The sequence below is a fragment of the Marichromatium purpuratum 984 genome (assembly GCF_000224005.2).
Classification (GTDB): domain Bacteria; phylum Pseudomonadota; class Gammaproteobacteria; order Chromatiales; family Chromatiaceae; genus Marichromatium; species Marichromatium purpuratum.
The window spans coordinates 407,814-422,328 of the sequence record NZ_CP007031.1; the positions used below are offsets into that span (position 1 = coordinate 407,814).

At 68.7% G+C, this 14,515-nt stretch carries 14 protein-coding genes, 1 tRNA gene, 1 other RNA gene and 1 pseudogene; 7 read left to right on the plus strand and 10 right to left on the minus strand.

Annotation, left to right across the window (positions count from 1 at the left end):
* Positions 1-44: 44 nt before the first annotated feature.
* On the minus strand, positions 45-1,352 hold the full coding sequence (gene pepP / locus MARPU_RS01890; protein WP_005224443.1) for a Xaa-Pro aminopeptidase: 1,308 nt from the start codon (positions 1,350-1,352) through the stop codon (positions 45-47).
* On the minus strand, positions 1,349-2,203 hold the full coding sequence (locus tag MARPU_RS01895) for a UPF0149 family protein (protein ID WP_025275064.1): 855 nt from the start codon (positions 2,201-2,203) through the stop codon (positions 1,349-1,351). The genes pepP and MARPU_RS01895 overlap by 4 nt, the downstream gene beginning before the upstream one ends.
* A 455-nt stretch (positions 2,204-2,658) precedes the next feature.
* On the opposite strand from MARPU_RS01895, the gene MARPU_RS01900 reads away from it, so the two are divergent.
* The 4 genes from MARPU_RS01900 to MARPU_RS01910 all read left to right on the plus strand — a co-directional run bounded on the left by MARPU_RS01900 (position 2,659) and on the right by MARPU_RS01910 (position 4,029).
* On the plus strand, positions 2,659-2,868 hold the full coding sequence (locus MARPU_RS01900) for a TIGR02449 family protein (RefSeq protein ID WP_223806062.1): 210 nt from the start codon (positions 2,659-2,661) through the stop codon (positions 2,866-2,868).
* Positions 2,865-3,200, plus strand: a complete 336-nt coding sequence (locus MARPU_RS01905) for a cell division protein ZapA (protein WP_005222309.1) — start codon at positions 2,865-2,867, stop codon at positions 3,198-3,200. Before MARPU_RS01900 ends, MARPU_RS01905 begins: the two co-directional genes overlap by 4 nt.
* 13 nt (positions 3,201-3,213) lie before the next feature.
* Positions 3,214-3,399: non-coding RNA, 6S RNA (gene ssrS, locus MARPU_RS16915), on the plus strand.
* A gap of 18 nt (positions 3,400-3,417) precedes the next feature.
* A complete protein-coding gene (locus MARPU_RS01910) occupies positions 3,418-4,029 on the plus strand; it encodes a 5-formyltetrahydrofolate cyclo-ligase (protein WP_005222312.1) in 612 nt (203 codons plus the stop codon).
* On the opposite strand, the pseudogene ilvA reads toward MARPU_RS01910, so the two are convergent.
* Positions 3,992-5,560, minus strand: a pseudogene (gene ilvA / locus MARPU_RS01915) (threonine ammonia-lyase, biosynthetic); the annotation flags it as partial. The gene MARPU_RS01910 and the pseudogene ilvA sit on opposite strands and share 38 nt — an antisense overlap.
* A gap of 145 nt (positions 5,561-5,705) precedes the next feature.
* Here ilvA and rpiA point away from each other — a divergent pair.
* A complete protein-coding gene (gene rpiA / locus MARPU_RS01920; protein WP_005222316.1) occupies positions 5,706-6,374 on the plus strand; it encodes a ribose-5-phosphate isomerase RpiA in 669 nt (222 codons plus the stop codon).
* 104 nt (positions 6,375-6,478) lie between these two features.
* Here rpiA and MARPU_RS01925 read toward each other — a convergent pair whose 3' ends face one another.
* The 5 genes from MARPU_RS01925 to MARPU_RS01945 all read right to left on the minus strand — a co-directional run bounded on the left by MARPU_RS01925 (position 6,479) and on the right by MARPU_RS01945 (position 9,496).
* Positions 6,479-7,612 (minus strand): porin, encoded by a 1,134-nt coding sequence (locus MARPU_RS01925; RefSeq protein WP_005222318.1) that lies wholly within the window; start codon positions 7,610-7,612, stop codon positions 6,479-6,481.
* Between the two features lie 432 nt (positions 7,613-8,044).
* Positions 8,045-8,118, minus strand: a tRNA-Gln gene (locus tag MARPU_RS01930).
* Between the two features lie 70 nt (positions 8,119-8,188).
* Complete coding sequence (rpsI, locus tag MARPU_RS01935; RefSeq protein WP_005222320.1) at positions 8,189-8,578, minus strand: 30S ribosomal protein S9; 390 nt, start codon at positions 8,576-8,578, stop codon at positions 8,189-8,191.
* 11 nt (positions 8,579-8,589) lie between these two features.
* Positions 8,590-9,027 (minus strand): 50S ribosomal protein L13, encoded by a 438-nt coding sequence (rplM, locus tag MARPU_RS01940; protein WP_005222322.1) that lies wholly within the window; start codon positions 9,025-9,027, stop codon positions 8,590-8,592.
* Positions 9,028-9,181: 154 nt separating this feature from the next.
* A complete protein-coding gene (locus MARPU_RS01945) occupies positions 9,182-9,496 on the minus strand; it encodes a (2Fe-2S) ferredoxin domain-containing protein (protein ID WP_005222323.1) in 315 nt (104 codons plus the stop codon).
* Between the two features lie 113 nt (positions 9,497-9,609).
* On the opposite strand from MARPU_RS01945, the gene MARPU_RS01950 reads away from it, so the two are divergent.
* Positions 9,610-10,845 carry a (Fe-S)-binding protein gene (locus MARPU_RS01950; RefSeq protein WP_005222325.1) on the plus strand — a complete coding sequence of 412 codons (1,236 nt, stop codon included), beginning with the start codon at positions 9,610-9,612 and terminating at the stop codon, positions 10,843-10,845.
* An 83-nt stretch (positions 10,846-10,928) separates the two neighbouring features.
* Complete coding sequence (coq7, locus tag MARPU_RS01955) at positions 10,929-11,573, plus strand: 2-polyprenyl-3-methyl-6-methoxy-1,4-benzoquinone monooxygenase (RefSeq protein ID WP_005222328.1); 645 nt, start codon at positions 10,929-10,931, stop codon at positions 11,571-11,573.
* Here the strand turns inward: coq7 and MARPU_RS01960 are convergent.
* Both MARPU_RS01960 and MARPU_RS01965 read right to left on the minus strand, forming a co-directional pair.
* Positions 11,561-12,931: an FtsW/RodA/SpoVE family cell cycle protein gene (locus MARPU_RS01960; protein ID WP_005222331.1), complete on the minus strand. Its 1,371-nt coding sequence runs from the start codon at positions 12,929-12,931 to the stop codon at positions 11,561-11,563. The two genes, coq7 and MARPU_RS01960, sit on opposite strands and share 13 nt — an antisense overlap.
* Positions 12,928-14,514: a penicillin-binding transpeptidase domain-containing protein gene (locus MARPU_RS01965; RefSeq protein WP_005222333.1), complete on the minus strand. Its 1,587-nt coding sequence runs from the start codon at positions 14,512-14,514 to the stop codon at positions 12,928-12,930. The genes MARPU_RS01960 and MARPU_RS01965 overlap by 4 nt, the downstream gene beginning before the upstream one ends.
* Between the last annotated feature and the right edge of the window lies 1 nt (position 14,515).

A 14,515-nucleotide genomic window follows, 5' to 3' on the forward strand; every position in this document is an offset into this window, starting at 1 on the left:
CTCTCGCGGGTCTGTCTACATCTGTTGAGGGTGTCCGGGCGTTCTCAGCTCGCCATCAACGCCTCGATCTCCTCGGGGTCCTTGGGCGCGCCCTCGGTGAGGACCTCGTGGCCGTCGGCGGTGATCAGCACATCGTCCTCGATGCGGATGCCGATGCCGCGATAGGCGATCGGGACCCGGGCATCATCGGGCATGTAGAGCCCAGGTTCGACGGTGATCACCATGCCCGGCTCGAGCGCCCGCCAGGCGCCGTCCTGATCGCGATAGCGGCCGACGTCGTGCACGTCCATGCCCAGCCAGTGACCGGTGCGGTGCATGTAATAGGGGCGATAGGCGCCCTCCTGCAACAGCGTCTCGGGGTCGCCCTCGAGGATGCCGAGTCGCACCAGCCCACGGGTGAGCACGCCGAGCGCGGCCTGGTGCGGGGCATCGACGCTGGCGCCGGGACAGGCGACGGCGATCGCCGCGCGCTGGGCCTCGAGCACCAGGTCGTAGAGTTCGCGTTGCGGGGTGCTGAAGCGGCCGTTGACCGGGAAGGTACGGGTGATGTCGGCGGCATAGCCCTCGAACTCGCCGCCGGCGTCGATCAGCACCAGTTCGCCGTCGCGCAGCCGGGCGTCGTTCTCGGTGTAGTGAAGGATGCAGGCATTGGCGCCACCGGCGACGATCGGGGGGTAGGCCTGGAGGCGCGCGCCGGCATCGGCGCAGCGATACTGGAATTCGGCCTCGAGCGAGAGTTCGGGCAGGCCCGGTCGGCAACGACGCATCAGTGCGCGATGGCCCTCGGCCGAGATCTCGGCCGCGCGGCGCATCAGCGCGATCTCGGCGGGATCCTTGCGCAACCGCAGCTCATGCAGGTCGACACCGATCCGGGTCAGGGTCTCGGGCACCGGGGTGCTGCCGCGGGTGGCGGCGCGGGCGCGACCGAGCCAGTCCTGGATGCGCGCCTCGAAGGTCGCGTCGGCGCCGATCGGGCAATGCAGCCGGGTACGTCCGGCGAGCAGCTCGGGCATCCGTTGATCGAGTTCGGCCAGGGTATGGGCCTGATCGGCGCCGTGGTCGGTCACCGCGCCCTCGGCGCCGATGCGTCGACCGTCCCACTGCTCGCGCTCGGGGTCGCGCTCGCGGCAGAACAGCACGAACTCGCCATCCTCGCGCCCGGGGACGATCACCGCGATCGCATCGGGTTCGGGAAAGCCGGTGAGATAGCGGAAGTCGCTGTCCTGGCGGAAGGGGTGATTGACCCCGGCGTTGCGCTCGGTCTCGCGCGCGGCGGGGACGATGGCGATCGCCTCCGGGCCGATGCGCTCGGCCAGCGCGGCGCGGCGGCGTTGATACTCGCTGGCGCTCATGCCGTGCCCTGTCCCTTGTCGCCGTCCTGGCGTGCCGGGGCCTCGTTATGGATCAGCAGTGCGGCGGCGCGGGTGAACTCGATGATCTCGGTCAGCGCGGCCTCGTTCTCCTCGTTGTCGTCGAGGTCGTTGAGGTCCATGCGGGTGATGTCGGCGAAGTCGCGCAGGATCTCGCGCCCCTGCTCGGAGAGTCCCTGCTCGGAGATGCCGAGCATGCCGAAGGCGTAGAGGAAGCCGCGTACCCAGTCGTAGAGCGCGGTGGCGCGCTGGGCGAGCGGCGCACCCTCGTCGGGCAGCAGCGGGCTGAAGCCATAGTCCTCGTCGGCGAGTGCGGCGCGGGTCGCGCGCGCGAGTTCTCCGAGTGCGGCGTGGGTCTCCTCGCGTGCGGCCTCGGCCTCCTCGCTGTCGACGGGGTCGGTCTCAGCCTCGGGCGGGGCCGCCTCGGACTGCTCGGCGTCGGCCTGGGGCGAGCTGGTGGGCAGCAGCTGGTCGAGCCAGCGTTGCTCGGGGTCGGTGATACCGGTGCAGATCAAGCCGCACAGCATGCCGTGCGCCTCGCTCGCAGTCGGGGTGAGTGGGCTCGCCTCAAGGAGTTGGTCGAGCCGGGTGTCGTCGATGTCCGTGGCAACCTCCGTGGCGCATGGGTCGCGCTCGTCGCGGTGAATCGACAACCGATCATAGCATGGGTTCCAGCCGCCAGCCGCCAGCCGCCAGCCGCCAGCCGCCAGCCGCCAGCCGCCAGCCGCCAGCCGCCAGCCGCCAGCCGCCAGTCGCCAGTCGCCAGTCGCCAGTCGCCAGTCGCCAGTCGCCAGCCACCAGTCGCCAGCCATCAGCCGCCAATCGCCAGCCATCAGCCATCAGCCGCCAGTCGCTACCCATCAGCCATCAGTCGCCAGTCGCCAGTCGCCAGTCGCCGGGAGGATTGAACCGCAAAGCCGCGAAGGGGAAGAGCGACCAGCTGTCAGAGCTTCCAGCTGTCAGCCTCCTGTGAGGGGGGGGGCTGGCCTGTCTGGTGGCGTTGCAGTTGGCTGCAAACCGACACTGGAGGCTGGTCGCTGGTCGCTGGTCGCTGGTCGCTGGTCGCTGGTCGCCTTCTTCGTGTGCAGCATCCCGCTGGTTGCTGGTTGCTGGTTGCTGGTTGCTGGTTGCTGGTTGCTGGTTGCTGGTTGCTGGTTGCTGGTCGCTGGCCGCTGGCCGCTGGCCGCTGCGCCCTGGAGGTTGGGACAATCTCCCGGTGGCCGGCGCCCGATTGACCCTCTTCCGAGCCCCTTCTATAGTGCGCTGAACTGCAATGGAGTCACGCACCTTGGCCGATTTCGATCTAGACCAACTGGAACGGCAGGTCGCTGCGTTGATCCGGCTCAATCAGCGGCTGCGCGAGGAGAACGCCTCGCTGCGCGTGCGTCAGGAGACGCTGGTGGCCGAGCGCGGCGAGTTGATCGAGAAGACCGAACAGGCGCGCAGTCGGGTCGAGGCGATGCTCTCGCGGCTGCGTGCGATGGAGGAGAGCTTGTGAGCGATGAACCGCTGCAGGTCAGCATCCGTATCCTCGACAAGGACTACCGGGTCGCCTGCGAGCCGCACGAGGAAGAGGGCCTGCGCGATTCGGCGCGGCTGCTCGATGGCCGGATGCGCGAGATCCGCCAGACCGGGCGGGTGATCGGTACCGACCGCATCGCGGTGATCGCGGCGCTCAACATCGCCCATGAGCTGATCCAGCTCCAGCGCGCCGGCGGGGTGCCCCGCGACGATGTCTTGGTGGAGCGTCTGGGGCACCTTCAGGGGCAGCTCGCCGAGGCGCTCGCGCACGCCGTCCCCCCCCTGGACGCATCACCCGAAAAGGGTTAGCCTGTTACTGCGACACCCCCTGTAGTGTTCGACAGCGGTCTGGGTATTTTCTTGAGCCTAATCTCGACCCTGGGAGCATGACCGCAAGGCTGTTGTGCATGTCCGCCCCGAGCGGAAAGCCTGATGCCATTGCTGACTGTTCCCACTTGAACCCTCTGGTTCAAGAACGAAGGCCTGCGACGGCACCCGTGGGGGGTGTCCTTTACCCCATCCCTTGATGTCCGATCCCTCTCTCCCATCATTGCGCCGTACCCTGCGCCAGCGTCGTCGCGCGCTCGGGGCGAGGACCCAGCGTCTGCATGCCCGCGCGCTCGCGCGACGGCTGGGGCGCGAACTCGCGCTGTTGCGCGCCCGCCGCATCGCGCTCTACTGGCCGAGCGACGGTGAGCCCGATCTGCGTGCGCTGATCAAGACCCTGCGCGGACGCGGGCATGACTTCTATCTGCCGGTGCTGCGTCGCCCGGCGCCGGCCCGTGGCTCGACGCTGTGGTTCGTGCGCCACGAGCCGGGACGGCGGATGTGTCCCAATCGCTACCGCATTCCCGAACCCTGTGCGCGCGGTCGTGCGATCCGCCCGGTGAGGCAGCTCGATCTGGTGCTGGTGCCGCTGGTGGGGTTCGATGCCGATTGTCATCGCATCGGCATGGGCGGCGGTTTCTATGACCGCGCCCTGGCGCACCTGCGCCGTCATCGTCGCTGGCGCCGGCCACGGCTGTTCGGCATCGCCCACGAGTGTCAGCGTCTCGAGCGTATCGCGCCACGCCCCTGGGACGTGGCGCTCGATGCGGTCTTCACCGAGCGTCGGCGTTATCGGCGCCCGTCGTGCTGAGCGGCCCGGCGCCGGCGAACAGTCGGTAGGCGAGGTTGTCGGTCTCCTCCCAATAGCTGTAACCGAGCGCGTCGAGCGATGCGCGGAAGTTGGCGCGTTCGCCCGCCGGCACCTGGGCGCCGAGCAGCACCCGGCCATAGGCCGCGCCGTGGTTGCGGTAGTGGAACAGGCTGATGTTCCAGCGCTTGCCGATGGCGGTGAGGAAGTTGAGCAGGGCACCGGGGCGCTCGGGGAACTCGAAGCGCACCAGCACCTCGTCGTCGATCCCCGGCGCGTGACCGCCGACCATGAAGCGGATGTGCAGCTTGGCCGTCTCGTTGTCGCTCATGTCGACCACCTCGAGGCCCTTGGCGGCGAGCTTGGCGGTCAGCTCCTCGCGCTCGGACTGGCCCCGACTCAGCTCGACGCCGACGAAGACCTGGGCCTGACGGGCGTCGGCATAGCGGTAGTTGAACTCGGTGATCTGGCGCCTGCCGAGCAGCTTGCAGAAGGCGAGGAAGCTGCCGGGTCGCTCGGGGATGGCGACGGCGAGCAGGGCCTCGCGCCGTTCGCCGAGTTCGGCGCGTTCGGCGACATGGCGTAGCCGATCGAAGTTGACGTTGGCGCCGCTCTCGATGGCCACCAGCTGCTGGTCGCGGATGTCGTGGGTGGCGACATAGCGCTTCATCCCCGCCACCGCGAGCGCCCCGGCCGGCTCGGCGATGCCGCGGGTGTCGTCGAAGATGTCCTTGACCGCGGCGCAGAGTTCGTCGGTGCTCACCAGCACCACCTCGTCGACGTGCTCACGGGCGATGCGGAAGGTCTCCTCGCCGATGCGCCTGACCGCGACCCCGTCGGCGAACAGCCCGACCCGTTCGAGTTCGACCGGGGCGCCGGCGGCGAGTGCCTGGTACAGGGTCGGCGCCTCCTCGGGCTCGACGCCGATGATCCGCACCTGGGGATAGAGCCACTTGACGTAGGCGGCGATGCCGGCGATCAGTCCGCCGCCGCCGACCGGGACGAAGATGGCGTCGGGTGGGGTCGGGTGCTGGCGCAGGATCTCCATGCCGATGGTGCCCTGGCCGGCGATCACCTCGGGGTCGTCGAAGGGGTGGATGAAGGTCAGCCCCTGGGCCTCGACCAGCGCCATGGCATGGGCATAGGCCTCGTCGTAGGAGTCGCCGTGCAGCAGGGCCTTGGCGCCGAGCCGGCGCACCGCACCGACCTTGATCGCCGGGGTGGTGCGCGGCATCACGATGGTGGCGGTGATCCCCAGGCGCTTGGCGCCGAGGGCGACGCCCTGGGCGTGGTTGCCGGCGCTGGCGGCGATCACCCCGCGCGCGCGCGCCTCGGCGTCGAGTCCGACGAGCTTGTTGTAGGCCCCGCGCAGCTTGAACGAGAACACCGGCTGCAGGTCCTCGCGCTTGAGATAGACGGTGTTGCCGAGTCGGGCCGAGAGCAGTGGGGCCTTGGTCAACGGGGTCTCGCGGGCGACGTCGTAGACGCGAGCGCGGAGGATGCGCTCGATGTAGTGTGTGGGCATGGAGGACTCCGGGGATAGCGTTGCCGCTCCATGTTAGCGCAGCGACGCCTCGGCGCGGTTGCTATGATGGCCGCCCGCGGCCGTGCCGGCCGTGTCATCACGCCGAGCCCATCGGCGTGTTCGTCAGCCAGAGAGTCCCATGAGGAGGAGTGAGATGGACCAGGACGCGATGAAGCGCCAGGCGGCCGAGGCCGCGTTGGCCTATGTCGAGGGCGGTGTGATCGGGGTGGGGACGGGCTCGACCGTCAACCATTTCATCGATGCGCTGGCCGGCATCAAGGGGCAGATCGAGGGGGCGGTGTCGAGTTCCGAGGCCTCGACCGAACGCTTGAAGGCGCACGGTATCCCGGTGTTCGACCTCAATGCCACCGGCGAGCTGACGCTCTATGTCGATGGCGCCGACGAGTCGAATGCGCGCCTGCAGCTGATCAAGGGTGGCGGTGGCGCGCTGACGCGCGAGAAGATCGTCGCCGCGGCGAGCAAGCGCTTCGTCTGCATCGCCGACGAGAGCAAGCTGGTCGATGTGCTGGGTGCCTTCCCGCTACCGGTGGAGGTGATCCCGATGGCGCGCAGCCATGTCGCGCGTGCGCTGGTCGAGCTGGGGGGGACGCCGGTGTGGCGTGATGGTTTCGTCACCGACAACGGCAACCTGATCCTCGACGTCCATCATCTCGAGATCCAGGATCCGGTGGCGCTGGAGCAGCAGATCAATGCCATCGCCGGGGTGGTGACCGTGGGGATCTTTGCCCAGCGTCCGGCCGATGTGCTGATCCTCGGCTCTGCTCAGGGTGCGCGGACGCTGACCGTGGCCGACGCCGACTGACGTCGCAGGCGTTTTGTCGAGTCGTTGCCTGGGGCGATATCTCAGGCAAAGAAAAACGGGGCCAATGGCCCCGTTTTTCATTCCACGGTTCTAGAGCGCGAGGCTTAGAACTTGTGGATCATGCCGACCGAGAAGCCGTCCCAGTCCTCGACGTCGAGATCGCTGTCGACCTGGGTGTACAGCACGTACGCCTTGGTGCGCTTGCTGAAGTTGTGGTCGAAGGCGATGGCCCAGGTGTCGGCGTCGATGTCGTCGACGTTGTTCACGCCCAGATCGTAGGAGTTAGCACCGTACATGGCCTTGACCTGGTTGTTGCCGAAGGCATAACCGGCCTGGATCTGCCACAGGTCAGCCGACGGATCGCCGAAGTCCTGGTTCTCGTAGACGGCGGCCAGGGTGAAGCCGTTCCAGTCGAGGAGGCCGAGGCCGGCGCGCCACTTGGTGTAGTCGTCCTCGACGTAACCCGGGTTGGCGACGACGCGACCGTTGGGCAGGACGATGTTCTCACCGATCAGGCTGTCAGCGGAGTCCATGAACAGCTCGTTGCCGAGCGACTCGTACGACAGAGCGGCGTAGAACGGGCCGTTGGAGTAGATACCGGCCAGCGAGTAACCCTCGGCGAGGCTGTCGGCGTTGACGTTCTCACCGAAGCCCAGGGTCGAACCGCCACCAGCGTGGGCTGCGGCGGCCAGCTGGAAGCCGCTGAAGCTCGGGCTGATGTAGGCGATGGCGTTGTCGAAACGGTTGTCGTCGAAGCCGACGGTACCGTTGAAGTCGGCCATGGTGTCGGCGAACAGGTCGAGCTTGCCGGTCGAGATCTTCATCGGGCTGTCGTGACGGCCGACGAGGAAGGTACCCCAGTTGCCGGCGAGACCAACGAAGCTGTTACGCATGGTGATGGTGTCGTTCGAGCCGGAAGCGGCGTTGCCGAAACCTTCCTCGGTCATGCGCACGCCGAACTCGACCTGGTAGATGGCCTTCAGACCGTTACCCAGATCCTCCGAGCCCTTCACGCCGATGCGGTTGGCACGGCCTGCACCGGGCAGATCGCCGCCGCCGTTCAGGCCCCAGCCCTTGAAGCCGACGGTCTCGCCGGTGACGGGGTCGATGGTGGTTGCCTCGACGTCTGCATAGTCGATCGACATGTGCAGCTTGCCGTAGAGGACGGCCTCGGCCATCGCACCGGCCGGAGCAGCCATGGCGGTGGCGACCGCCAGGGTGATGAGTTTCTTGTTCATGGTGTTCTCCGCTGTTGTGAATTTGTCAGACAGACTGCAGAAACCGAGCGCAATCATGCTTTGCGAAGTGAACTATAGAGGAGGGCATGGTGTTTTGCAACAGATTGGACGGGAAAAAGACACACCCATCAAAAAGTGTCTCTTTTTTACATCGAGGGTGATTGGCCTGGCGGCTGAGACCATCTCCCTAAAGTTTACCGGATGATTGCGTGGCCTTGCTGTCGATGCGGTTTTTACGAATGCACCGAACTGCTCGTTCTGCGCCGCTCGCGCAGCTGCTGCGATCCGAGCGCCCCAGGAGTGACCGGAGAGCGGTTGTTGTGAAAAGGGTACATCTGTACCAGGATCCGCTGCGGGATCGGAGGGATGAGGGAAGGGAGGGGATAAAGAAAAAGGTCCGTACCCTGAGGGTGCGGACCTTTTTCTGGAATTTGGCTGGGGGACTAGGATTCGAACCTAGGTTGACGGAGTCAGAGTCCGTAGTCCTGCCGCTAGACGATCCCCCAATGTCTTTCGCTCGTCGCGAAGTACCGAACAAGTATATCTGTATCGATACTCCGCGACAACCCCGAAGACTTAACGCTTCGAGAACTGCGGACGCTTGCGCGCCTTGTGCAGACCGACCTTCTTACGCTCGACCTCACGGGCATCGCGGGTCAGGAAGCCAGCGCGACGCATCGGAGAACGCAGGGTCTCGTCGTATTCGGTCAGTGCGCGGGCGATGCCGAGGCGAATGGCGCCGGCCTGCCCAGTGTTGCCGCCACCCTTGACGGTGACGTTGACATCGATCTTGTCGGCCAGCTCGGCGGTCTCGAGCGGCTGACGGACCACCATACGGGCAGTCTCGCGACCGAAGAACTGGTCGATCGGACGACCGTTAATCGTGATGTTGCCAGCGCCTGCCGTCAAGAAAACTCGTGCGGCGGACGTCTTGCGGCGACCAATAGCGTGTTGCGTCTCCGACATGCGTCTGATTCCTAAACGTTGAGCTCGAGGGGCTGAGGCTGCTGCGCCTGGTGTTCGTGATTCGGACCGGCGTAGACACGCAGCTTGCGGAACATGGCGCGTCCCAGCGGACCGCGCGGCAGCATCCCCTTGACGGCGAGCTGGATGGCACGCTCAGGGGCGGTCTCGAGCAGCTTTTCGAGGCTGGTCGACTTCAGGTTACCGACATACCCCGTGTGACGGTAGTACATCTTGTCCTGCATCTTGTTGCCGGTCACGCGAATCTTGTCCGCGTTGACGACCACCAGATAATCACCGGTATCGACGTGCGGGGTGTATTGCGGTTTGTGCTTGCCGCGAAGGCGCAACGCCAGTTCGCTGGCGAGCCGGCCGAGTGTCTTGCCTTCGGCGTCGATCAGGTACCAGGCGCGGCGAACCTCTGCGGGTTTGGCGCTAACAGTCGTTGTCATGTCCTTCGCTCCGGGAAGTCCACGCGCAACAGGAACGGCGCGCGGTCCGTGAATTCGTTATCTGCGTCGAGAAAGACCGGGGATGGTACGCGATCGGTTTCGCGAGCGCAACCCCCCGTTGTATCATCGGGTGCGATCTGTGCTGCGGGTCCGTTCAGCCGGGCAACTTCAAGCGGTCAACCTGCTTGCCGGCGAGCAGATGAGACTGGAGGATCTCCTCGATATCCTCCTGATCGACGAAAGTGTACCAGACTCCCTCTGGATAGACCACGATCACCGGACCCAGCTCGCAACGCCCCAGGCAACCGGCGGTGCTGACCTGCACCCCGCCCGGTCCGGTCAGCCCCAGTGCCTTGGCGCGCTGTTTGAGATGGTTGCGCATCTCCAGGGCGCCACACTGATCGCAGCTCTGGCGTCCGTCGCTGCGGGCGTTGGTGCAGAAGAAGACATGATGGCGATAGTAGGTCATCGTCGCTGTCGTCCTGATCCAATTGCTTGGCCCGGTTGCCCAGGGTAGCACGGAGCGAAGGCTCCGAGCCGCTCGCGCCCGGACCACTTCAGTCCGCCCAGAGTCCGAATGCCTTGAATACCGTCCCCAACCCGATTCCCCCTTCCGACCCGGCGGCCCGGGAGCTGCTCCGGCTCGCCGATCAATGCGTCAAGTGCGGGCTCTGTCTGCCGCACTGCCCGACCTATGCCCAGACTCGCGACGAGGGCGACTCGCCGCGCGGGCGCATCGCCCTGATCCAGGGTTGGGCGAGCGGCCAGCTGGTGTGGAACGCAGCGCTGGCCGCCCATCTCGAGGGTTGTCTGGGATGTCGCGCCTGCGAGCGCGCCTGTCCCTCGCTGGTCGCCTACGGTCGGCTGATCGATGGCGCCCGCGCGTGCCGTCAGGCGCAGCGTCCGCGCTGGCAGCGCTGGTGGTCGCGCCGGCGCCTGGAGACGGTCTCGGACGCCGTGCAGGTGCGTCGGCTCGTCGGACTGCTCGCGCGGCTGCGCGGGGCCGGGGCGCTGGCCTGGCTCGGTCGGCTCGCCCCGTCGCGACTGGCCGTCTATCTGCGCCTCGCTCGGGTGATCGGGACGCCGTCGCCGGCCTCTGCCGTGCCATCGGTCACGATGGCCGGTGACGCGGTCGAGCTGTTTGTCGGCTGTACCCAGGAGGGCTTGCAGGGCGGTGCGGTGATGGCCGCGCGGGCGCTGCTCGCCCGGCTCGGGGTGCGTGCGCGGATCGCCGACGAATCGCTGTGCTGCGGGGCGCTGCTGCGTCACGCCGGTCACCCCGAGGCCGCCGACCGACGCCGCGCGCGGGTCGCCGAGGTGCACGCCGGGCGCACCCTGGTGGGGTTCTCCAGCGCCTGTGTCGGCGAGCTGCGCGAGCACCCGGGGCTCGCCGGGACCGCCGAGCTGTGCGCCTATCTCGATGCCCTGGTCTGGCCCGAGACGCTGCGCCTGCGCCCGGCGCCGCTGCGGGTGTTGGTCCACGAGCCCTGTACCCATCGCACCCTGCTCGGCGGCAACGCCGCAGTGCACCGGTTGCTCGGGCGCATCCCCGGGGTGGTGCTGATCGGGCTCGGTGAACAGGCGAGCTGTTGCGGCGCCGCCGGCACCTATATGCTCGAGCGCCCGGGGATGGCCCGGGCGCTGTTCGCCGATCAGCTCGCGGCGATCCGCGCCGCCGCCCCGGAGCTGATCGTCACCACCAACCTCGGCTGCGCCCTGCAGCTCGCCGCCTCGCTGCGCGAGGCCGGGCTGGAGATCGCCGTCGAGCACCCGGTCGAGCTGCTCGCGCGCCAGCTCCACCCCCCGCTCGAGGCGTGAAAACCGGCAGACATGCCCCGAGATCTGAATGATCCTCCCTGGCGTGGATGCCGTCGCGCCTCGAACATGGACCCCAGGAGACCATGAGCACTCGCCACTACACCCCGCTTGACGCCCTGCTGATCCAGGGCGATCGCGCCCTGCGCACCCTGTTCGGTCGACCGCCGCAGACCGAGCGCCCCAACCCCGCGGCCGGTCTCGGCGAGGGCGATCTCGGTCGCGATCAGCGCCGTCATGTCGCCCGGCTGATGCGCATCAACCATACCGGCGAGGTCTGCGCCCAGGCCCTCTACCAGGGCCAGGCGCTCACCGCGCGGCTGCCCGAGACCCGCCACCGGCTGGAGCGCTCGGCACAGGAGGAGAACGACCATCTCGCCTGGTGCGAGACCCGGCTGCGCGAACTCGACGACCGCAAGAGCCTGCTCAATCCGCTGTGGTATGCCGGCGCCTTCGGGCTCGGCGCGGCCGCCGGGATCGCTGGGGACAAGTGGAGCCTCGGCTTCGTGGTCGAGACCGAGCGTCAGGTCGAACACCATCTCGACGATCATCTCGAACAGATCCCGCTACAGGACGAGAAGAGTCGCGCCATCCTCGAACAGATGCGCGCCGACGAGATCCATCACGCCCAGGTCGCGCGCGCCGCCGGCGGTGCCGAGCTGCCCGCCCCGGTGCGGCGGGTGATGCGTTGGGGCTCGCGGCTGATGACGCGCAGCGTCTACTGGGTCTGATTCGGGCGCTGAGCGCCTCGTTGCGCTGATTGTCTCGGCTGCCGCCGCGCGCGGGATGCGCGCGGCGCCGGGCCGTCGGAGAGCGCCAGCACCATCCCCAGCATCACCAGCACGGTCACCAGGCTGGTGCCGCCTTGGCTGATCAGCGGCAGGGTGATGCCGGTCAGCGGGATGAGCTTGGTCACGCCGCCGAGATTGAGCAGGGTCTGGCAGGCCAGGGCGCTGACCAGCCCGAGCCCGAGCAGGCGACCGAAGCGGTCGCGGGTGCGCTCGGCGACGAGCAACCCGCGCCACAGCAGGATCAGCACGAAGACCACCAGCAGCACGCAGCCGACGAAGCCGAACTCCTCGCCGATCACCGCATAGATGAAGTCCGACTGGGCGATCGGGGTGTACTCCGGGTTGCCCGCGCCCAGCCCCTCGCCCCACAGCCCGCCCGAATACATCCCCGAGAGCCCCTGAAGGATCTGCCAGCTCGCCCCGGTGGGATCGGCGAAGGGATCGAGCCAGGCGGCCAGTCGGCGCTGACCGTGGGCGAACAGCCCCAGCGCCGCCGCGCCGAGCGCGCCCCCGAGTCCCAGCCCCCACCACAGATAGCCGCGCCGCCCGCTGCCGGCGACCAGCACCACCAGCTGCACCGTCGCCAGCACCGCGAGCATGCCGAGATCGCGCTGCCACAGCAGCAGCGCCGCGAGCGCCGCCCAGAACCCTACCAACGGCCAGAGCGCGCGCAGCGGCGGCCAGATCGACCCGGGTCCGCGCCACTCGCCGAGCGCCTTGGCATGCCGGTCGACGAACCAGGCCATGAACACCACCGCGGTGATCTTCAGGAGTTCCGTCGGCGTCACCAGCCCGACGCCGTAGACCGCGCCGCGAAAGCGCTGCCCGAGCGCCAGCACCACGACGACCAGCGCCAGCGACAGCGCCGCCCACAGCCAGCCGGCGGTGGCGAGCCGGACATGGCGCCCGCGCATCGCCAGGGCGCAGGTGACGAGCATCGCCGTCACGCCGAGCGGCAGGGCGTAGAGCCCGGGGTCGGTCGGATCGCCCGGGTCGAAGGCGCCCATGCGATAGCGCACCAGCAGCCCGAAGCCGGCGAGCAGGGCGATACAGGCGGTGAGCAGCTGGTCGCCGCGACAGCGCAGCGCCACCAGACCGAGATGGATCACCACCACGCAACCGAGCTGCAGCGCCGGGGCGACCAGCACCTCGGCGCCGAGCCGCGCGCCGGCGGCCTGCGCGCTGCCGATCGCCATGGCGAAGCCGAGCCCGACGCACAGCAGCCCCCAGGCGAGCAGCTCGCGCTCCGGGGCCCGCAGCGCCCAGGCCGCGCGCAGATCGGGCGGCGGCGCGCTCATTGCAGCAGCCCCCGTCGGGCGGCCTGCTCGATGAGCGCGCGGGCGATCGGCGCGGCGGCCACCGCGCCATAGCCGCCGCGCTCGACCAGCACGGCGACGGCCAGGGTCGGGCGTTCGGCCGGGGCGAGACCGAGGAACCAGCTGTGCGCCCGGCCCTGGGCGTGCTGCGCGGTGCCGGTCTTGCCGGCGATGCGCAGCGCCGGGTCGTCGATCGCGCGTGCCGTGCCCTCGGTGACCACCGCGCGCAGCAACGGCAGCAGCGCCGCGCTGGTGGTCGGCGAGAAGAACTGGCCGAGCGCCTCGGGCGGCTGGTCGCGCAGCAGCCGGGGGCGCATCGCCACCCCCTGGTTGCCCACCGCCGCGCCGATCAGCGCGAGCTGCGCCGGGCTCATCAGTAGCGCGCCCTGGCCGAGCGACATCTGCGCCAGTCCGTAGCGGTCATCGGGGTCGAGCCGGGGCAGCCGCAGGGTCTGCATGGTGTAGCGTCCGTGGGCGCTGTGATGGAGCACGATCGGCCGGTTGGCATGGAGCCGGTTGGCGAGGGCGTAGAAGGCGGCGTGACCATAGCCGACCCCGAGCTTGGCGAAGAACACGTTGGAGGAGCGCGCCAGCGCCGTGCCGAGCCCGATGGCGCCGTGACCGCGCCACTGGGTGCCGTGCTCGCGCGCCTCGTAGTACTCGTGGTCGCGGATGCGGGGATAGCGCGCCGAGGTGGTGAAGCCCTCGGGCGGACAGTCGATGGTGGTGTTGAAGCCGTGCTCGAGCGCGAGCGCGGCCATCACCACCTTGAAGGTCGAGCCCGGTGGATAGAGCCCCTGGGTGGCGCGGTTGAGCAGGGGCGCGGCGGCGTCCTCGGCGCCGCCGAGGGTGGCGGCGATGCGCTCGGGGTCGAACCCCGGGGTGCTCGCCAGCACCAGCAGCGCGCCGTCCTGCGGGCGCAGCATCACCACCGCGCCGCGGCGCGCGCCGAGCAGGGCGACGGCGTGGCGTTGCAGCTCGGCATCGAGGGTGAGCCAAAGGTCGTGACCGCGCGGGTGCTCGTCCTGGGTCAGCACCTGGCGCCCGACCCGGCCCCAGTCGGTGAGCCGCAGCGGGGTGCCGCCGTCGAGATGGACGCTGGCCACCGCCTCCAGCCCGGTGGCGCCGAAGCGCGGGTGACGGTAGCCGACGACATGGCCGAACACGGGTCCGTCGCGGTAGTGACGCCGGACCCGGTCGGCCTGCTCCTCGCTGTAGACCAGCACCTCGCCGGTGCGATCGAGGATACGCCCGCGGCGCAGCCGGTGCGCCGGGTTGAAGTCGCGGCGGTCGTAGAGCTGCATGAAGGCCATGAACTGCGGGCGCAGCATCCCGGTGAGCTGCCAGCTCGCCTGGTGCAGCAGCACCACCGCGAAGAGCAGGATCAGCACCAGCAGTGCGCGCCGTTCGCCGCCCTTGCCGCGTGCCAGCTGGCGCATCGGCAACTGCGGGTGGAGGTCGCGGATGCGCTGGAGCAGATAGGCGAGGGCGAGCAGCAACCCGGCATGCAGCGCGACTCGCACCACCGGCCAGCGCGTCGGGTCGGTCAGCGACTCCAGCGCCATC

Bases quoted from the DNA above. Each gene is read 5' to 3' on its own strand.
- MARPU_RS01910 (WP_005222312.1), top strand. From the start codon at position 3,418: ATGTCCGATCCCTCTCTCCCATCATTGCGCCGTACCCTGCGCCAGCGT.
- coq7 (WP_005222328.1), top strand. From the start codon at position 10,929: ATGAGCACTCGCCACTACACCCCGCTTGACGCCCTGCTGATCCAGGGC.
- rpsI (WP_005222320.1), bottom strand. From the start codon at position 8,578: ATGTCGGAGACGCAACACGCTATTGGTCGCCGCAAGACGTCCGCCGCA.
- MARPU_RS01960 (WP_005222331.1), bottom strand. From the start codon at position 12,931: ATGAGCGCGCCGCCGCCCGATCTGCGCGCGGCCTGGGCGCTGCGGGCC.
- rpiA (WP_005222316.1), top strand. From the start codon at position 5,706: ATGGACCAGGACGCGATGAAGCGCCAGGCGGCCGAGGCCGCGTTGGCC.
- MARPU_RS01925 (WP_005222318.1), bottom strand. From the start codon at position 7,612: ATGAACAAGAAACTCATCACCCTGGCGGTCGCCACCGCCATGGCTGCT.
- MARPU_RS01945 (WP_005222323.1), bottom strand. From the start codon at position 9,496: ATGACCTACTATCGCCATCATGTCTTCTTCTGCACCAACGCCCGCAGC.
- MARPU_RS01965 (WP_005222333.1), bottom strand. From the start codon at position 14,514: ATGGCGCTGGAGTCGCTGACCGACCCGACGCGCTGGCCGGTGGTGCGA.
- rplM (WP_005222322.1), bottom strand. From the start codon at position 9,027: ATGACAACGACTGTTAGCGCCAAACCCGCAGAGGTTCGCCGCGCCTGG.
- MARPU_RS01895 (WP_025275064.1), bottom strand. From the start codon at position 2,203: ATGGCTGGCGATTGGCGGCTGATGGCTGGCGACTGGTGGCTGGCGACT.
- pepP (WP_005224443.1), bottom strand. From the start codon at position 1,352: ATGAGCGCCAGCGAGTATCAACGCCGCCGCGCCGCGCTGGCCGAGCGC.